14 protein-coding genes are annotated in these 16,334 nt (G+C 54.6%); 8 read left to right on the top strand and 6 right to left on the bottom strand.

Features of this window, described 5'->3' with window-relative positions; genetic code table 11:
* Nucleotides 1-67 precede the first annotated feature (67 nt).
* Nucleotides 68-859, top strand: coding sequence for a helix-turn-helix transcriptional regulator (locus BLO97_RS03165; RefSeq protein WP_092221983.1), 792 nt, complete (start codon nucleotides 68-70; stop codon nucleotides 857-859).
* 29 nt (nucleotides 860-888) lie between these two features.
* Here the strand turns inward: BLO97_RS03165 and argC are convergent, their stop codons facing one another.
* Complete coding sequence (argC, locus tag BLO97_RS03160) at nucleotides 889-1,818, bottom strand: N-acetyl-gamma-glutamyl-phosphate reductase (protein ID WP_092344883.1); 930 nt, start codon at nucleotides 1,816-1,818, stop codon at nucleotides 889-891.
* A gap of 113 nt (nucleotides 1,819-1,931) precedes the next feature.
* Between argC and BLO97_RS03155 the strand changes: the two genes are divergently transcribed.
* From BLO97_RS03155 to BLO97_RS03125, 7 genes are all read left to right on the top strand, one after another.
* Nucleotides 1,932-2,816, top strand: a complete 885-nt coding sequence (locus BLO97_RS03155) for a LysR family transcriptional regulator (RefSeq protein WP_092344881.1) — start codon at nucleotides 1,932-1,934, stop codon at nucleotides 2,814-2,816.
* A gap of 147 nt (nucleotides 2,817-2,963) precedes the next feature.
* Nucleotides 2,964-4,823, top strand: coding sequence for an ABC transporter ATP-binding protein (locus tag BLO97_RS03150; RefSeq protein WP_063321528.1), 1,860 nt, complete (start codon nucleotides 2,964-2,966; stop codon nucleotides 4,821-4,823).
* 738 nt (nucleotides 4,824-5,561) lie between these two features.
* Complete coding sequence (locus tag BLO97_RS03145) at nucleotides 5,562-6,653, top strand: hypothetical protein (RefSeq protein WP_092221977.1); 1,092 nt, start codon at nucleotides 5,562-5,564, stop codon at nucleotides 6,651-6,653.
* A gap of 39 nt (nucleotides 6,654-6,692) precedes the next feature.
* A complete protein-coding gene (locus BLO97_RS03140; protein WP_092344879.1) occupies nucleotides 6,693-7,991 on the top strand; it encodes a hypothetical protein in 1,299 nt (432 codons plus the stop codon).
* Between the two features lie 62 nt (nucleotides 7,992-8,053).
* A complete protein-coding gene (locus BLO97_RS03135; RefSeq protein WP_092221973.1) occupies nucleotides 8,054-8,965 on the top strand; it encodes a Rossmann-fold NAD(P)-binding domain-containing protein in 912 nt (303 codons plus the stop codon).
* 3 nt (nucleotides 8,966-8,968) lie between these two features.
* A complete protein-coding gene (locus BLO97_RS03130) occupies nucleotides 8,969-9,928 on the top strand; it encodes a hypothetical protein (RefSeq protein WP_092344877.1) in 960 nt (319 codons plus the stop codon).
* A gap of 118 nt (nucleotides 9,929-10,046) precedes the next feature.
* The gene (locus tag BLO97_RS03125; protein ID WP_139197641.1) at nucleotides 10,047-10,640 is read left to right on the top strand and encodes a hypothetical protein; all 594 of its coding nucleotides are present in this window, start codon (nucleotides 10,047-10,049) and stop codon (nucleotides 10,638-10,640) included.
* Nucleotides 10,641-10,843: 203 nt separating this feature from the next.
* Here the strand turns inward: BLO97_RS03125 and BLO97_RS03120 are convergent, their stop codons facing one another.
* From BLO97_RS03120 to BLO97_RS03100, 5 genes are all read right to left on the bottom strand, one after another.
* Nucleotides 10,844-11,287, bottom strand: a complete 444-nt coding sequence (locus BLO97_RS03120) for an HIT family protein (RefSeq protein WP_092221967.1) — start codon at nucleotides 11,285-11,287, stop codon at nucleotides 10,844-10,846.
* Between the two features lie 111 nt (nucleotides 11,288-11,398).
* Nucleotides 11,399-11,800 carry a response regulator gene (locus BLO97_RS03115; protein WP_092344873.1) on the bottom strand — a complete coding sequence of 134 codons (402 nt, stop codon included), beginning with the start codon at nucleotides 11,798-11,800 and terminating at the stop codon, nucleotides 11,399-11,401.
* The gene (locus BLO97_RS03110) at nucleotides 11,797-13,980 is read right to left on the bottom strand and encodes a PAS domain-containing sensor histidine kinase (protein ID WP_092344871.1); all 2,184 of its coding nucleotides are present in this window, start codon (nucleotides 13,978-13,980) and stop codon (nucleotides 11,797-11,799) included. Before BLO97_RS03110 ends, BLO97_RS03115 begins: the two co-directional genes overlap by 4 nt.
* Before the next feature lie 109 nt (nucleotides 13,981-14,089).
* Entirely contained in the window at nucleotides 14,090-14,920 is an 831-nt protein-coding gene (locus tag BLO97_RS03105; RefSeq protein ID WP_092344869.1) for an amidohydrolase family protein, read from the bottom strand.
* Between the two features lie 28 nt (nucleotides 14,921-14,948).
* Entirely contained in the window at nucleotides 14,949-16,238 is a 1,290-nt protein-coding gene (locus BLO97_RS03100) for an MFS transporter (RefSeq protein ID WP_092141701.1), read from the bottom strand.
* Between the last annotated feature and the right edge of the window lie 96 nt (nucleotides 16,239-16,334).

Raw genomic sequence — 16,334 nt, 5'->3', positions numbered from 1 at the left:
CCGAATAGTAAATACCTACGAATACTTACCTTTGACCTGCGAATCCCTAACCCTAAAGGGGTAGAAAATGCCGTTTGACCTCCACAGCCTGGCTTGGCATCGATCGATTGGAAAGCTGATCATGCAGCTGAATCGTCCAGATTTCTGGAGTTCACTTGTTCGCACCTTGAATGAATATGTACAAATCGATAATTGGGTTGTATTGATTTTCAGCAATCAACACGTGCAGGTTGTTAGCCTTCCCGAGATAGCAGACGCGGAAGAAGTCGACGCATTCATTCATCGTTATGTGAAGGGTCTTTACTTGCTGGATCCGTTCTATATAGCCAATCGGGAAAACCCACAGAGTGGTTTCTTCCACCTACTGGATATAGCACCGGAATATTTTCTTGAAACCGAGTATTACCATCAGTACTTTGCACAGTACATCTCCATGGATGAGGCACAGTTCAATGTCCAACTCGACGCCGACAGAACGTTATGCATTTCCATCGGCAGCAAAGTCCGCTTTAGCCAAGAACAAATAACCATGCTGGACATCATAAAACCGTGGGTGACAGCATTGATGCATCAGCGCATGGGTTTTGAAATTGACGTAGAGAAAACCCTGGCCGAGCCACCTCTGTGGCCGGAAACGGTCAATCAGCTTGGCACCCAAATAACCGCACGCGAGAGTGACGTACTCCGTTTATTACTCAGCGGCTTCTCCAATAAGGAAATAGCCGGAAAGCTGTCCCTCTCGGCGGAGACCATAAAAGTTCACCGCCGCAACATTTATGCAAAATTGAATATCAAGTCGCAATCTGAGCTATTTGCTCGATTCTTCATGCCCAAACAGAATGTTCCCGCTACCCATTGAAGCCAGGACACCGGGGCTGATTTGTTCGGTCATGCGCCTGCAAGCATCAAGTTCAGATTCTGCACCGCCGCGCCAGCGGCGCCCTTCCCAAGATTGTCAAACACCGCAGCCAGCAAAACCTGCCCGGCCTCATCGTTATCAAACACCGACAATCGCAAATCATCAGTTCCGTTAAGCGCTTGAGGATCAAGGGACGTCAACGCTTTCGCTTCTTGCATCGACATCACCTGTACATGGCGCGCATCGGCGTAGTGCTGCATCAAACACCCATGCAACTGCACCGCGCTCACGCCTGGCGCCAGCAATCGGGTGTGCAAGGGTATGGTCAACACGATCCCCTGCCTGAAAGCGCCATAGGCCGGTACGAACATCGGGCGCTGCGTCAGTCCGCTTTGCTGCTGAATCTCCGGAATATGCTTGTGTGCCAGCCCCAGCCCATAGACCTGAAACGCCGACGCCTGTGCTGCGCCTACTCCCTCATGCTCTTGCACGCCGGCACGTCCTTTTCCGGAATAACCCGACACGGCATGAATGTTCAGCGGGTAATCCCTGGGCAGCAATCCGGCCTCCAGCAATGGGCGCAGCAACCCGATCGCCCCCGTTGGATAGCAACCGGGATTGCTGACCCGTCGCGCAGCGGCGATGCGTTGGGCCTGTTGCGGATTCATCTCTGCGAAACCATAGGTCCAGTCTGGCTGGGTGCGGTGCGCCGAACTCGCGTCGATCACCCGAACGACGGGGTTTTCGATGGTCGCTACGGCGTCGCGTGCGGCTTGGTCGGGCAGGCAGAGAACCGCGATGTCGCAGTGATTGATGGCTTCGGCGCGACGTTGCGGATCCTTGCGATGTTCGGGGCTGAGTGTGAAAAGCCGCAGATCGTTGCGTTCGCGCAGACGTTGATGGATTTGCAGCCCGGTGGTGCCTTGGTCGCCATCGATGAATACAAGGGGACTTGCCATGGAGTGCTCTCGGACATTGGAAATCAGGAGCCCAATCTTCAGCGAGGCTCTAAGATAGGAAAAGTTGAATTTACAAACCATGAAATTCAGTTTTTCTGAATAAGGAAATCTTCATGCGCGAAATCAGCCTGGACCGTCTGCGCACGTTGGTGGCGATTGCCGACCTGGGATCGTTTGCCGAGGCCGCCCGTGCGCTGCACCTTGCACCACCCACCGTCAGTCTGCATATCGCCGACCTGGAGGCGCGCGTGGGCGGCAAGCTGTTGTCGCGCACGCGCGGGCGCGTTCAGCCTTCAGCGATAGGGAGCACGCTGGTAGAACGCGCGCGGCGCCTGTTGGCAGACGCAGAGCAGGCGCTTGAGGACATCGAACGTCAGGTGCAAGGGTTGGCCGGGCGTGTGCGGCTAGGCGCCTCCACAGGGGCCATCGCGCAGTTGCTGCCCCATGCTTTGGAGTCGTTGAGCCAACGCCACCCCGCTATCGACGTACAAGTCGCGGTGCTGACTTCCCAGGAAACCTTGCAGAAACTGGCCGAGGGCTCCCTGGAGGTTGGTTTGGTTGCACTGCCGCAGTCCCCGGTGAAGGGCTTGCGGATCGAGCCGTGGCGACGGGACCCGGTCATGGCGTTCCTGCCGGCTCGCTGGGAGTCCCCGGAGGTTGTGACCCCCACTTGGTTGTCCGCCCAGCCGTTGATTTTGAATGACGCCAGCACGCGTCTTTCGCGCTTGACGGCGGAGTGGTTCGCCAGTGATGGGCAACAGCCTGCGCCGCGTATCCAACTGAACTACAACGACGCGATAAAAAGCCTGGTGGCGGCAGGATATGGTGCGACGTTGTTGCCCCATGAGGCGGCCACGCCATTGCTTGATCACAGGATCGTCATGCGGCCATTGAAGCCCTTATTATGGCGTCAACTGGGTATCGCCCACCGCAGTCTGGACATCGAACGGTCTACGCAACATGTGCTGGATGTGTTGTGGGAATTGAGTGCGCAGTGATGCCCTCGAATGCCTCTGCCCACGGCGATCCGGCGCCGGATGAGAGCCAATCCCTGAGAGCGGTCAATTCGACCACAGCGCCACATAACCCTCAAAGCAGCCTTTAAGTGGCAGAATCTCCCTAATCGATCGTTTCGGAGACCCTCCATGCTTCGCGTGTTTGAACAAAGACTCGACCCCTTCCCGCCCGACGAGGTACCGCCGCCACCCGAAGGCCTGGCTCGGTTTCTTTGGGCGTGCACACGGGGCGCCCGCGGCTACATCCTTGCCTTTGCGCTGCTCAGCGCCGGAGTGTCGATCTACGAAGCCTGGTTGTTTTCTTTCCTCGGTCAGGTCGTAGACCTGCTCTCGACCTGGCAAGCCGGTGGTGAGGCGGCGGCGCAGGAAGGTCGCGTGCTGTGGGGCATGGGCATCGTCATGCTGGCCAGCATCGGACTGGTAGCGTTGCGTACCATGGTGCAGCACCAGGTATTGGCGATCAATCTGCCGTTGCGCCTGCGTTGGGACTTTCATCGTCTGATGCTGCGGCAAAGCCTGTCGTTTTTTTCCGATGAGTTCTCCGGTCGGGTCACCACCAAGGTGATGCAGACAGCGCTGGCCGTGCGTGACGTGCTGTTCACCCTGATCGAGATCGCCCCCGGAATCGGCGTGTATTTCATCGCGATCATCGCACTGGCCGGCGGCTTCGCCCTGAAACTGATGCTGCCTTTCCTTGCCTGGATCGTGTTGTTCGGGCTGGCCATGCTCTACTTCGTGCCCCGCCTAGGGAAAGTCGGACAGGAACAGGCCCATGCGCGCTCCTCGATGACCGGGCGCATCTCGGACGCCTACACCAACATCACGACCGTAAAGCTGTTTTCCCACTCCAATCGTGAAGCGCATTTCGCGCGCGCGGCCATGGAGGACTTCAAACAGACCGGCTTTCGCCAGATGCGCCTGGTCAGCCAGTTCGAGATCGTCAACCAGGCGCTGGTGGTGGGCTTGATCATGGCCGCAGGCGGTTATGCCCTTTGGCTGTGGCACCAGGGCGAAGTCGGCGCCGGTGCCGTGGCGGCGATCACTGCCATGGCGTTGCGTATCAACGGCATGTCGCACTGGATCATGTGGCAAATGACCTCGCTGTTCGAGAGCATCGGCACCGTACAGGACGGCATGGCCACCCTGACCCGCGGCCCCAAGGTGCAGGATGCGCCGGACGCCGGGGTGTTGGTGACCTCCGGCGGAGCGGTCACCTTCGACAATGTGAGCTTCAACTACAACGGTGAACGCCAGGTGCTCGATGGCTTGAGCCTGAACATTCGTCCGGGCGAGAAAATCGGCCTGGTAGGTCGCTCCGGCGCGGGCAAATCCACGCTCATCAACTTGCTGCTGCGTTTCTATGACGTCGACAGCGGGCAGATTCGCATTGACGGGCAAGACATTGCGCATGTGACGCAGGACAGCCTGCGCAGCGCCATCGGCATGGTCACCCAGGATACGTCCCTGCTGCACCGCTCCATTGGCGAAAACATCGCCTATGGCCGACCCGATGCAAGCGACGCACAAATCCGCCGTGCCGCGGCCAATGCCCAGGCCGACGAGTTCATTAGCCAACTGAGCGATCGCCAGGGCCACACCGGCTACGACACCTTGGTGGGCGAGCGCGGCATCAAGCTGTCGGGCGGCCAGCGCCAGCGCATCGCGATTGCCCGAGTGATGCTCAAGAACGCTCCGATCCTGCTCCTCGACGAGGCGACCAGCGCGCTGGACTCGGAAGTAGAAGTGGCCATCCAGGAAAGCCTCGATGAAATGATGCAGGGCAAAACCGTCATCGCCATCGCCCATCGGCTGTCCACAATTGCGGCGATGGATCGACTGATTGTCATGGACGATGGACGCATCATTGAACAGGGCACGCACGCTGAATTGCTCGCCAAAAACGGCATCTATGCGCGGCTATGGCAGCATCAGAGTGGCGGGTTTCTGGGTGAGGATCAGTGGGTGACTGAGGCGATGGATCAGGTATGAGCGTGGATGGCCCGGGGGACAACCCGACTTACCTTTTCTCAACCAATCGCAGTGACTGTGCCCCCTCCAGCGCTAGGTGAAAAAGCGCTGGGTCAAGTGGGCATTGAGGTTGGATGCGCTGCCGAATACCCAAATTCTGAATTGAAGACATGGATTTGTATCACGTGTCTCAACGTTTTTTTCTGACGACCTTAAATACCTTATTGCAATGGTCCTGATTCTTTAAAAATCAAGGCACATGAGAGCCCAGACATAACAATCATGCGGACCTGCCGGTTACAAATCAAATACAATTAAAAATGATGGCTAGATAATGCCACTCAGGCACATATCATAATTATCGGCCAGCGCGCCAGTTCACTTCAGCCAAAAAAAAGTTTTAACTTTTTTCCACACTGACGTTTGACAAATATTTCTTCCACGACTAGGTTTTGGGCTCGAAGTGATTTTGCTTCGAACAAAACTTTACTAGAAGGAATTAGACTATGACGACGACAATTCGTGTACTTAGTGCACAAGAGCAGAAAGCCATCAGTGCATCTGCTGCCTTTACCAAAAGTGGTGGCGGCGGTGGCGGTGGCGGCGTGGCTTAATAAGCCACGGCGTAGTCAATAGTAACGCAAGGATAGCCAGCGCACATGGAAGTGCACGATTCCTGTTAGAGTCTACAGCCTTACACGCATTAAAAATCATCGATAGTTTTCGGATGATGGACTGAGTCATACATGGAGGTATGTCATGCAACAAACATCAGCAGACCTTTCTACTGAAGAGCTCGACACCTTAAAAAACTTAGTCAAAGGTTATTTCCACTCAACGGCACAACCCATTTTCAGTTTTTTGTCAGGGTCCATCACGGAGGGAATCTCTACACCCAATTCCGATTACGACATCTATGCAGTATTTGACAACTGTACAGAAGAAGAAGTCTTGATTTCGGAACTCGAGCGCCCTGTAGAACTAACGAAGATTTCGCTCGCAAAAATACACTCAATAATGGAATTCATTTCAAAGGGTGAAAATCTCGCGTCCGTCGGCGCCTATGAAATGTTAATTTGCCATCGAGTGTATTCCGGCATTGCCCTTAGCGGGGAATCAGTGTTCGACAGCATAAAAAAAGAATTTGATGTTACTACATTCAGGACTCGGCTCGCTGACTTGTCTTTGCTTAACGCTGAGCGTGAACTCAAGGTATCGCAGGGGTTCAAGTTGGTTAATGACCTGCGCTCAGCACTCTTCAGTGCACATAAAGCACTCAGGCACAGTCTCAGTGTCCTTCTGGCAATACGCGGATCGACATCAGTCTTGGAAAAATGGCATGTACGCTACGCAGTTCGATACCTGGGAGAGCACCATCTTGGGTTCCGTAGATTTCTTGAACTCGCCTCTTCCATTCCAGTTTCATCGACAGTTGAAAGTAAAAAATACTTGATCTCTGTCAAAAAATTTCACCAAATGATCACCGATTACAAAATTATTGCCGACATCGTACCGGAAGAGATTTTTTTTGTTGAATCCAGGCTGGTTGATACTGATCAACTGAGTGATGAACCGCTGATTCTCAAAAATCCGGATGCCCGCGTCATGTTTCATATGTCAAAATGGTACCTCACGATCGAGTCTAAAGCGATCCTGGAGCTCCCCAGTTCGGCCGCGCTTTTTTGGGCATTAATAGACAACGCACAATCAGTGGACATGATTATTGATCGTGCAAAAGAGCACCTGAAAATAACCGACAATGTTTGTCTTGAGTATTTAGATGCACTAGCCGCAGCCAAGGCAATCAGCTCGCACTCATTTGAAATACCTAAAAGCCATAGAGCAATATAATTACCTGCCTACGGCTTATGGGTACCAGATCATTTGAAAATGGGTTTTCGCCAAATGAAAGCAGCTGCGACGCGCCAAAGTTACGCCAACTTTTACTATTCCAGCATACTCAAGTTTTCTGCAAATCGTTTTTTCCCCTTTGTCAGCATGGCATTTGCCGGAATTCTGGTTGCAAACAAAAACTTCGATGAATTCGCCTTTTTCAGCTACATCACATCAGCATTTATATTTCCCGCGACGGTTGTCACCTTCATGTTCAGGGCGGTGGGAAACCTGGCATTGGAGGGAGGACGCACACGTGAGAATATCTTCATGTCATCCTTTCTTATGGTCATTGCCTGTTCATTCCTAGTAGCAGCCGCTTGTTACCTGATCACAATCACATCCGATCGTGAAATAGACAGCCTTTCCAAAAGCTATAAGGCGCTGACGTTTTGCCATGTGTACCTTATTTATATATCGATATACATCCTTACAAGCTTCTTTAACGCATATTTTGAGGCTCACGTAAAAGGCAACAGCAGCAGCATCGCCCGATTCATAAACTTCTTCCCGTTCATGTTTTTTTCAGGCGCGGCGTTTGCGCTGAGCGACAAAGAAAATTATTCGCTCACTATTGCGTACCTCATGCTTGGCTGTGAATGCCTGGAACTGGCCTACTACATCTATAAAAGCAGCACTCTCAAGCTTTGGCAACTCAGCTTCAATTACTCGGTACTTCGGCACCTTTTTATAATTGGCAGCCCCAACGGACTTGGCCTTGCATCCCAGCGATTCGCATTCTTCATGGCCAATAAAAAATTATTTTTAATTGATAAAGACCTCGTATCTATTTTTTCAATTGCAGTAAGCATAACAACCCTACTAATAATCCCGGTTTCGGCATTTACTCAGATTCACAGCATCTACGTATCTAGAAATGGCCAACCAGGTCTTTCGTCGATGGTCTTTCGCTACCTCGCGCTTAGCATGCTTATACCTATCGCCATCCTTGTGACATGGGGCATTGAAATCGGTCAGCTTTTTGGCGTTACTGCTCACATGTATACGGCAGACCCCTGGTTGAACCCTAGCCTGATTTTCATGTTTTGCTGCACAAGCCTGATGATGCTCGTATCGGCTCACATTCGAGCACTGGGCAATACTATCATCACCCAAATAGTCATGAACGCCGTCGTTTACATAGGGTATGTGGGTTACATTTTCAGGTATGCCGACTCAAGCATGTCTGGCTCCACCTTGTTAACCACTTATTCACTCTGCTATCTATTGAGCTTCTTATTTCTAGGTGCCAACGTACACTATTTCCAGGCAAAACAACTACAGCCATCGCTGTAGAAATTTTCCAATGCAAAAGTTTGAAAAATCCACATATCTACAGCCTGTGACAAAGGATAAACATGAAGTTACTCAGGGAAGGATACCCAGTCAAGCGAGTTTGCATCATCGGTGGCACGGGCAAAGTAGGTCAAACGCTGGTTTCTTTCCTGAGAACAGCCAACGAACTCTCGATCGTATTTTACGCTGAAAGCTACGAGCAAGAATGCAAGCTCCGAGCTAGCTTCCAGGACAATCTGGTCGATTTTGAAATCTGTAGATCTCCACAAGCCATTCAGAAGGCTGACACTATTATCCTGATAGCTGGGAAACGAACCAGTAGAGGAAGCGGAAAAAGCGACCTCTACCAGCTCAACAAGGAAGTCATTGACCCTTACTTGGATTTCTTGAATCACAAGAACGTAATTTTGGTCACCAATCCAACGACATTATTAGGCACCTATCTAGGGCAGAGACTTGACGCCTTCATCGTAGGTGTTGGTGTTCAAAATGACTTCAATCGCCTGAAGTTTCAGTGCCCGCATGTCGACTTTGTGATGGGGGCACACAACCTGAATGAGCAGTGTTATTTCAATAACAGCCAACAACTTCTGTTTGATGGTTTCAAGTCTACAAAGGTTTACTCTGAGGCTCGCAGCCAGCAGGACGACTACGTGAGCAGTGGCGACTTTGAAAAATTGCATTCCACATTCTTGGAGAATGACATCCATAAATGGTGGAAAATCCAGAGATACCATACTGTCGTCAATAGCTCTTCCTATTCATGCGCATTGGCGATTATGCAAACCTTATCCAATTTAAACGAAAACATCCATAGCGTGATTCACGCTGAGGTTTGCGTTGTAACCCCGAGTGGCTCCACCTATTTCATTGGCGTGCCACTGCTGGGGAAAAATCTGCGTTGCACCGACACCTGCCTCATGCAATTCATAGATATGCATCTCGACCAACTATCCAACTACAAGGTGGCGTAAATCATGTTATACCTGAATTACTACGATGAGTTTATTTTCCTGGTAACCTTTCATTCGCCCACAGAAAAACTAGCCTTTTTAGACCTCTATGAAGCGAACCTTTTTCCATTCCTATCCATTAGCGAGTCTCCCCGCGACACCTTCGACTATAAAATCAACCTGCGCCAAAATACCTCCGACTTTAAAGCAGACCTTTCTGACTGGTCAGAAACTGTTTTTTTCAACCCCCTTACCGACAATGCCATAAGCGATTTTGGTACTGGCTTTGTGAAGCACAGCTCCGATACTTCCCGCACAATCTACAACCCCAACTCCGGAACACTATTCTCAATAGACAAGAACACCATTGAAGTCTTGTATCGCAACAACAGCTCATTCACCAAAGATTTTCAACGCTTACTGAAACAGCTTATTGTTACAGAGATAGAACGCCAGGGTGGCGCAATACTCCACGCCTCTGCCGTCTCCTTCGGCGATTACGGATTCTGCTTCGTAGGGGAAAAAGGTCAAGGAAAAACAACAAGTTTGCTTCAATCTCTCCAGATACCCGACGTTGGCTACCTGACCAATGACAGGTTACCCATCATTCCAAGCGGGGAAGGATTCAAAGCTCTAGGGTGGTTTGAAGAGATCCGTTTAGTCATCCCAGGCAGCACAAAAAAAGAAGTTGTCCGTGTTACCGACTACGTAGATCCATCGCGCATACAAAAAAAACCTGTGTACCTGAAGAAAATAATTCTTCCAACCCGTATCCAAAACGACTCATCACCGGCGGAAATTGTCGCAAGCCAGATGCTTTCTCCAATAGATCCTCAGCGCCCCAAATGGCTAGGCTTTAGCGCCCCCCAAAATTTCCCGCTTGCGTCGCTGCTCGAGAAGGTAAGTACTGCTTGTATCCACTGGAGTTATTCTGATCTAGAGGGCTTAACGCGACAAATCGAGAAGGAGATATTAAATGTATGATTGCGTGCTGATTCTTGGCCCCTGCAGAAGCGGCACTACATTCCTCTTCAACGCACTGGCGTCCTCTCATTACATAGGAATTTTCCAACCGTTAAAGCACATCTTAAGATGCGAGCACATGAAAATCGATCCCACCCTCTCACTCCGGGATTTTGCTGGCAAACGGCTGGTGCTCAAAGAGGCCTTTGGTCCATACCTTGCCTCGGAAGCAACCTATGATCCAGTAGAACTTTTGGCGAACAATCTCAACCTTGAAAAAATCCTGCTGATCACTATTCTTCGCAACCCTATCGACTGTTTTTCATCATGGCTTGCCTCTTTTAAAGTCACTCCAGATGAGGCAGCAATACGCCTATCGCAAGCCTATGAAAACACCGTACGGGTGCATACAAAATATCTTCAGCGAATGGATTCGGTTTCTTTAATCCTGGAAGACGAAGCAGACTGCCGCAATAAAATAAACCTGATCAGAAAGGCCATGGGCAGCGTCCCACTTCCTGACCAGTATAACCAGTACATTAAACCGAACGACCCGCCTGGCTTCCAAGTATCCGGGCTACTCAAGAAAGCGCTTAGCGGCCAGGAATACAAGGCTGAAAACATCGAAAAGAGAAAATTCTTTTTTGATAAAAACAAGCTGAAGATTGCGGCGTCGCATTATGAAAACTTACATGACTTGCAACCCCGATTATCTGGCAATTTTTCAATTTAGCCTGGCTAAAAGTAAGTGGGGGGCGCGCCCTGAAACAGATCGAACAGCCGTTGCAGTTTACCGGCCGCCCCGCGCATCGGTGCGTCCGGCGCACGATCGCCTGCCAATGGGCCACAGGTGCGGTTGGGGTGCTCAAAGGCAACGTTGCCGTCAGTTTTTATGAGTAGGGCACGCCCTGTGCCCTTACAGAATCCTGCCCGGCATCAGGCTCCTGAGCGAATCCGCTCGACCAGACGCGCCTGGAGTGCTTCCAGCTCATCCGGATCGGCCTTGCCCCTACCATGCACACCGGGCGCCTCACCGTCCCAACGAGGAATGATGTGCATGTGAATGTGATAGACCGTTTGCCCGGCCACAGCACCATTGAACTGCGCGACCTGAACCCCGTCCGGCTGCAATTCGTCCACGATGATCCGCGTCAGGCGCTGCACGGCAGACATCATCGCACCCAGGACGGCGGGCTCGACCTCGAGGATGTTGCGCGCCTGGGAGGCTTTGGGGATGACCAGGACATGGCCGCGCGATTGAGGGAAGAGATCCAGGAAGGCCAACACATCGGCGTCTTCGTAAATCTTGTAGCACGGCGCATCGCCGCGAAGGATCAGCGCAAAGATGTTCTGCGGATCGTAATGACCGTGGAGACTCATGATCACTCCTTGAATGGGTTTAGAGAGGTTGGTGGGCTGCCAGTAAGAGATTTAGCACAGTCAGAGGCCCACTTGAAGCCAAGGGCTGGGCTTGCTCGCGATGGCGGCGGCTCAGTCGCCATCGGTGCTGGCAGCCAAGCCGCTTTCACGAGCCCCCGCCAGCGTAACGGCAATTTTTTGCTGCAGCTCAGTTTGCGAAAACGGCTTGTGCAAGACCGGGCAGCCAGCGTATTCGGCTGGCAGTCCGCTGGCGCCGTATCCGGTGCTGAACAGGAAGGGAATATGGCGACCGCGAAGGATTTCGGCCACCGGAAAAACGCGCTCGCCAGCCAGATTGACGTCCAGGATCGCCAGATCGACCTGCACCGAGCCGGCCATGTCACGTGCTGCCGCGAGCCGGGCGACCGAGGCCACCACTTCGCATCCGAACTCCTCCAGCATATCCTCGATCAACAGGGCAACCGCGCCTTCGTCCTCGACGACCAGCACCCTGACGCCTACAAATGGGGTCATGCCCCGGTCACCCCAATCAGGAACGAAAAGCGGCAACAAACGCCTTGCGGAGCGTAGGTAAGGTCGAACTTGCCGGCCAAGTCACGCTCGATGCAACGTTGCATCAAGCGAGAACCCAGCCCTTCCCGTTCCGGCGGTGACACGGGGGGTCCTCCTTGTTCGCGCCAGTCGAGGGTCAGCAATGTTCCGCCCGCCCGGGCTTGCAGGTGCCAGGTGACGGCAAGCGTCCCACTCTCGACCGACATCGCACCATATTTCAGCGCGTTGATCGCCAATTCATTGAGGGTCATCGTAAGGTTGAGCGCCACGCGAGTGCCGACGTCTGCAGAAGGGCCTTCGATCACGATGCGGCCAGGCTCATGCCCAAACACCGGCATCAGCACTTCGTGGGCCAGGGTGTCGAGCGGCGTCTGTCCCCAATGCCGTTTCGTCAAGAGATCGTGTGCCCGTGACAAGGCCAAAAGCCTTGCCTCGAAACGCCTGTAGCCGTCTTTCGCATCCTCTGCGTTGCGTGCCGTCTGGGCTGCCAGCGATTGCACCGTGGCCAGGGTGTTCTTGACCCGGTGATTGAGCTCATCAATCAGCGTCTTCTGCCGATTTTCCGCCTGCTTTCGCTCGGAGATGTCGACCAGCATGTTGATGGCGCCCACCAGGTTTCCATCGGCATCATGCAAAGGCGTGGGATAAGGCGTGAACGGAACGCGGCTACCGTCCGGCCGTTCTGCAACGGCCTCGACGCCGCGTATCGGCCGGTTTTCCTTCAGGGCCACTGCCATCGGGCATTGATCGTGAGGCAGCGCGGTTCCGTCCGTATTGAACAGCTTCCAGGTCACACACCACATGTCGCCCAACTGCGGTGTTCGTCCCGACAGTTCCACGGCGGCGCGATTGTAGAAGGTGATACGACCGTCGGCGTCAGTGGTGTACACCGCAGCAGGCAACGCCTCGAGAAGATTGCGCATGTGCCGTTCGCTTTCGCGGACCTGGTTTTCCATCCGCCGCGCCAGCGTGACGTCCTGCAGCACTCGCACGCCATAACGAAACGTACCGTTGGCGTCCCTCACCGAGGAACTATGGATGTCGAGGTAAACGACCTCGCCATCGGGCTTCACGGCGCGCTTGCGAAGCACGTAGTTATCAAGTTCACCGGCCACTTGGCGGGCGTACAATCCGGCGTCCTGCGGGATGCAATCCGGGTGGGTATAGTCCAGGAATGTCATCGACAGGAGCTGTTCCCGCGAGCGGCCCAGCATGTTGCACAGGGCGTCGTTGACGCGGAGCAAGCGACCGTCGACGTCGGCCTCGGCAATACCGATGGTCGCCGCTTCATAGGTCGCCGAAAGTCGGTCATCGCTGTCCTGGCGCGCCGCCTCGGCTGCATGGACACCGCTCCGGTCTATGGTGAAGCAGCGCGTATTGAAGAGTTTCCCGTCTTCGAAGCGGCCATTGGAAGTGATCATGACATGCTTGATCGAGCCGTCCTTTGCCCTCAGTCGCGCCGGGTAGCTTTGCAGGCAGTCGCCGCTGCCCAGCTTGGCGAGGATGTCGCCGATAACCGGTTCGTCGACATGAAACTCGGTGATGTGGCGGCCGATGTACTCGTCGGCCGAGTAGCCCAGCAGCGCCAGCTCCGCCTTGTTGGCGCGCAGGATAATGCCTTCGCCGCTGACGATATGCAGGCCCACCGCGCTGTTTTCGAAAAAGTCTTCCAGGTCGGCGCTCTTGCGCCGAAGCTCTTCGGCCATGGCGTGGTGCGCCGAAACGTCCTGGAAGCAGTTGATCACCCCTTGAATGACGCCTCGGCAATCCTTGAGCGCGCGGATGTTCATCAGCGCCACGAACCGCGAGCCATCCGGGCGCTCGATGAGCACTTCCTGATTGCGCGAGGCAATGCCGGTATCGAGCGCCAAGGCTGTCGGGCAGTGTTCGAATGCCAGCGGCCTACCGTCGGTCAGGAACAGTCGATGAGCGCCGCAGAAACGGTCACCGTTCTCCCCAAGTGCCGGCGCCCTTCCCCATAGCTCAGCCGCCTCACCGTTGTACCTGACGAGCCACCCCTTGCGATCACAGAGGTATACCGCACCAGGAATGGCATCAAGTGCGCTCGTCCCCATCGCGATCAAGCTTTCGTACTCGCTTGGTGTACGCGTTTCCCTGGGTAGCTCTTCAATGTTCGACATCAGTCATCCTCAAACCGCCTGGCTGAAACCTTTCACAGGGCATCAATGGATGTCTAGATCCCTATTCACCGGGCGAGTTCAGGAAAACTCAATCTCACAGCCTCGCGCCTCAAAACTTGAAGAGCGCCTGGGGTGCCTGGACCATTAACGCATGCATCAGCGACGCCGAACATTGCAATGCGCGCAACTGCGCCATGACCGTCTCGAAGCCGACATGCGCTTCATGCTGAGTGTGCGGCCAATCGCTGCCCCACACCAGGCGTTCGGGGCCAAAACTGCGTTCCAGCACCGCCAACGAAGCGCGGGCGAATTCAAGGTTTCGCGGGGCCGTTGCACCCAATCGATAGATACCGGACACCTTCATCCACACCTGCCCACCCTGCCCCAACTCCATCAATTGGGCAAAGCCAGGTTGATCCAACCCCAGACGCGCATCCGGGCGACCGAAATGATCGACCACCAATCGGACACCAAACGGCAACAGTTGACCGATCAGCCCCGGCAAGTCCACCAGGTTGGCATGCAGTTCGATATGCCAATCCAGTTCCGCGAGATGACGCAAAAAACCGTTCCAGGCAACGTCACGAAAATCAGGCAACGCCCTGCCCATCAGGTTCAAGCGCACACCGACCACCCCCAGCCGGGCCATGTCGTCCAACTCGGCTCGGCTGACGTCTCGCTCCACCACCACGACCCCGCGCAACTGCTGCGTTGCTTGCCGTAGCGCGGCCAACAGGTAGCGGTTATCGGTGCCGAGAAAGCTCGGCTGCACCAACACCCCATGGCTCAAGCCATGGGCGTGCAGGTGGCCCAGGTATTGAGCGAGCGTAGCGTCATAGTCAGGTGTGTAGCGCCGGACAGCCGCCAGTTCCAGCCCGCGGCTGAATACGTGGGCGTGGCAGTCAATGCCGGTGATCGGCGTAGTACGGATATCAACCATGGGTTTCATCTATCGACAATAAGGAAAATCAGGCTCGGGCGCCCTGGCCGTCACTCTCCACCACAGGCGCCGATGCCACAGCGGCTTCCAGGCTGCGGCCGCGGGTTTCCGGCAGGCACAGCGCCGCGATCACCGCCACGCCGTAGGCAATCCCGGCGTCGATGCCAATGGCCGAGCCCAAGGACATGGAGTCGCTCATGTGGCCGACCAGGAACGGGAACACCGACGAGAGCACCCGGCCGAAGTTGTAGCAGAACCCCACACCGGCACCGCGCACATCCGCCGGATACAACTCGTTGAAAAACGCTCCGAGGCTCGCCGGAATACCGGCCGCGAAGAAGCCGAGCGGGAACCCCAGGAACAGCATCTGGGTGTTGGTCAACGGCAGGAACACATAACACTGCACGGTGACCACGCAGCACAGCGCGAACAGCACGATGTTCTTCCGACGTCCAATGCGATCGATCAACAGGCCACTGACTACGCAGCCGCACCAGAAGGCGAAGATGATCACCGCCAGATAGCCGCCGGAGTTGAGCACCGACAGGTTGCGCTCGGTTTTGAGGAAGGTCGGCAACCAGGTCATCACGGCGTGGTAACCACCGTGCGCCCCGAGCCCCAGCAACCCGCCAAACAAGGTCACGCGGATCAACTCGGGGCGAAAGATACCGGCCAGGGATTTGAAGAAACTTTGCGGGATGACGTTGTCTTTTTTCAGGCGCTGGAAACTGTCGGGCTCTTCAACGTTGCGCCGCACCCAGATGATCAGGAACGACGGCAGCAGGCCCACGACGAACATCACCCGCCAGGCCATGTCTTGGGGCACGAGGGAGTAGATCAGCGTGAAGACGCCGACCGCCAGCCCCCAACCCACCGCCCAGGCGCTTTGTACCGTGCCCATGACCTTGCCGCGATACTTGGGGTTGATGGTCTCGGCCATCAATACTGCGCCGGCGGCCCATTCCCCGCCAATCCCGAAGCCCTGCAGCGCCTTGACGATCAACAGCTGGTGGAAGCCTGTGACGAACGCCGACAGGAAGGTGAAGAACGAAAACCACAAGATCATCCACTGCAGCGTGCGCACCCGACCGTAACGGTCCGACAACGTCCCGCCGACCCAACCGCCAATGGCCGAAGTGACCAGGGTCACGCCGCTGACCAGCCCGGCATCGCCCTTGCTCAAGGCGAACGCGGCGATCAACGCCGGGATCGCCAGGCCGAACATCTGTACTTCCAAGGCGTCGAGCGACCATCCGCCGAAACAGGCCCAAAACGTTTTGCGCTCCCGCGCGGTGACTTGGCGATACCAACTGAACATGATTGTTATCCTTATGGGTGGAACGAAAGGCAGCCGAGAGCGAACCGCGCCGCTACAGGGCCAGTCATGACAAACAAAACGGTAGGGACAGCGGCG

Origin of the sequence: Pseudomonas sp. NFACC05-1, from assembly GCF_900100135.1 — a bacterium.
GTDB classification, from domain to species: domain Bacteria; phylum Pseudomonadota; class Gammaproteobacteria; order Pseudomonadales; family Pseudomonadaceae; genus Aquipseudomonas; species Aquipseudomonas fluorescens_Q.
This window is presented reverse-complemented; position numbering and strand designations above follow the sequence as displayed.

Coding starts and splice junctions, on each gene's coding strand:
- BLO97_RS03165 (WP_092221983.1), top strand. CDS start 68: ATGCCGTTTGACCTCCACAGCCTGGCTTGGCATCGATCGATTGGAAAG.
- argC (WP_092344883.1), bottom strand. CDS start 1,818: ATGGCAAGTCCCCTTGTATTCATCGATGGCGACCAAGGCACCACCGGG.
- BLO97_RS03155 (WP_092344881.1), top strand. CDS start 1,932: ATGCGCGAAATCAGCCTGGACCGTCTGCGCACGTTGGTGGCGATTGCC.
- BLO97_RS03150 (WP_063321528.1), top strand. CDS start 2,964: ATGCTTCGCGTGTTTGAACAAAGACTCGACCCCTTCCCGCCCGACGAG.
- BLO97_RS03145 (WP_092221977.1), top strand. CDS start 5,562: ATGCAACAAACATCAGCAGACCTTTCTACTGAAGAGCTCGACACCTTA.
- BLO97_RS03140 (WP_092344879.1), top strand. CDS start 6,693: ATGGGTTTTCGCCAAATGAAAGCAGCTGCGACGCGCCAAAGTTACGCC.
- BLO97_RS03135 (WP_092221973.1), top strand. CDS start 8,054: ATGAAGTTACTCAGGGAAGGATACCCAGTCAAGCGAGTTTGCATCATC.
- BLO97_RS03130 (WP_092344877.1), top strand. CDS start 8,969: ATGTTATACCTGAATTACTACGATGAGTTTATTTTCCTGGTAACCTTT.
- BLO97_RS03125 (WP_139197641.1), top strand. CDS start 10,047: ATGAAAATCGATCCCACCCTCTCACTCCGGGATTTTGCTGGCAAACGG.
- BLO97_RS03120 (WP_092221967.1), bottom strand. CDS start 11,287: ATGAGTCTCCACGGTCATTACGATCCGCAGAACATCTTTGCGCTGATC.
- BLO97_RS03115 (WP_092344873.1), bottom strand. CDS start 11,800: ATGACCCCATTTGTAGGCGTCAGGGTGCTGGTCGTCGAGGACGAAGGC.
- BLO97_RS03110 (WP_092344871.1), bottom strand. CDS start 13,980: ATGTCGAACATTGAAGAGCTACCCAGGGAAACGCGTACACCAAGCGAG.
- BLO97_RS03105 (WP_092344869.1), bottom strand. CDS start 14,920: ATGGTTGATATCCGTACTACGCCGATCACCGGCATTGACTGCCACGCC.
- BLO97_RS03100 (WP_092141701.1), bottom strand. CDS start 16,238: ATGTTCAGTTGGTATCGCCAAGTCACCGCGCGGGAGCGCAAAACGTTT.